Source organism: Prevotella sp. AM34-19LB, assembly GCF_003468525.1.
Classification (GTDB): Bacteria; Bacteroidota; Bacteroidia; order Bacteroidales; family Bacteroidaceae; genus Prevotella.
Window position 1 is genome coordinate 1 of record NZ_QSIG01000122.1, and the last position, 1195, is coordinate 1195.

Below are 1195 nucleotides of genomic sequence, written 5' to 3' on the forward strand. Positions count from 1 at the left end.
AATTCATCAATAATACAAAATAATTCTGTAACTTTGTCCTTGGTAATCTCCATAATGATATCTTTTTATGTTTGTAACTAATTGGATTTCACCTACAAAGATACAAAAAATATCGGAGATTACCAACTTTTTTAGGCACTATTTCTTATCCCGAACTGAGGTATAGATAGTCGAGATCTATATCGCTACTTGTCATTGCTGGTAACTTTGGAAGAGGATGGTTTAAAATATAAGAGAACGAAGTCTGACAATAAGACGCATCTGCAACTTCATCAAACTGTGTATTTGAAAACTTTTCTGTTGCCTCAGACATCTGATTGACCAGAGCTAGTTTGTCCTCAAAGCAGCTTCTATCCAAATCAAATGAAAATTCAAACAAACGCTTCTCCTCATTTACAAACAAGCCATGAACTTTCATGATAGAAGACAAGATATGCGTTGACACCAAGCCTGTTCCAAACTTTCCGATATTCCCTTTCTTTCTCTGCTCAGTTTGATTTGAATCATCATTATCCTTATCAGAATTTGGAGAAATCAAATTCAGAGCATCTGTTATAGAAAAAGGAGCTCCATCATGATAAAATTCAACCTTATCATTGTTTACCACGAGGCGTACAGACACTTTATCATTATAGTCGCTAGCATTCTGCAGCAACTCCCAAAACCATCTTTTCTTAGATAGTTCCACTCTATTCTTTATCAGCGACAACTTCTCTTGAAGGCGCTTTGCAGAAGCAGACTGCAACTGAAGTTGTACAGTCTGTTTTATCTCATTATTTTCTTTTCCCATTAATCCACAGAATATCCGTTTACAATTTCATTATAAGCATCCACATAGTTATGATTGTCCAATCCTACATTCACATCAACCATCAATGCAAATAAAATAACAATCATCTCTATGATAACACCTCTCAACTTGGCTAAGAGCTTTGCTTTCTCTTCATTTTCTTGTACACTCAACTCACCTTCTAGCTTATCACAAATCACAGTCAGTTCCTCTTTTGTCTTCTCTAAAGACAGTTTGTAATTAGCCAGGAAAGTATCTACACCCAGGGCAGACGCATTAAATTGCGCTGCCCTCCAAAAGTTTTGACAGGTACTCTTCATCCCAGCCTGCCTTCAATCTTTTCAGGTTGAGACTTCCCTTGGTCGCCTTGTCATTTTTCAAGATGGAGAGGGCCATTTTGCTTAT

At 36.8% G+C, this 1195-nt stretch carries 2 protein-coding genes; both read right to left on the reverse strand.

Annotation, left to right across the window (positions count from 1 at the left end; translation table 11 throughout):
- Positions 1 to 145: 145 nt before the first annotated feature.
- On the reverse strand, positions 146 to 790 hold the full coding sequence (locus DW830_RS15490; RefSeq protein ID WP_119250495.1) for a sacsin N-terminal ATP-binding-like domain-containing protein: 645 nt from the start codon (positions 788 to 790) through the stop codon (positions 146 to 148).
- Positions 790 to 1110 carry a hypothetical protein gene (locus DW830_RS16020; RefSeq protein ID WP_158573530.1) on the reverse strand — a complete coding sequence of 107 codons (321 nt, stop codon included), beginning with the start codon at positions 1108 to 1110 and terminating at the stop codon, positions 790 to 792. The genes DW830_RS15490 and DW830_RS16020 overlap by 1 nt, the downstream gene beginning before the upstream one ends.
- Positions 1111 to 1195: the final 85 nt, after the last annotated feature.

Coding starts and splice junctions, on each gene's coding strand:
- DW830_RS15490 (WP_119250495.1), bottom strand. CDS start 790: ATGGGAAAAGAAAATAATGAGATAAAACAGACTGTACAACTTCAGTTG.
- DW830_RS16020 (WP_158573530.1), bottom strand. CDS start 1,110: ATGAAGAGTACCTGTCAAAACTTTTGGAGGGCAGCGCAATTTAATGCG.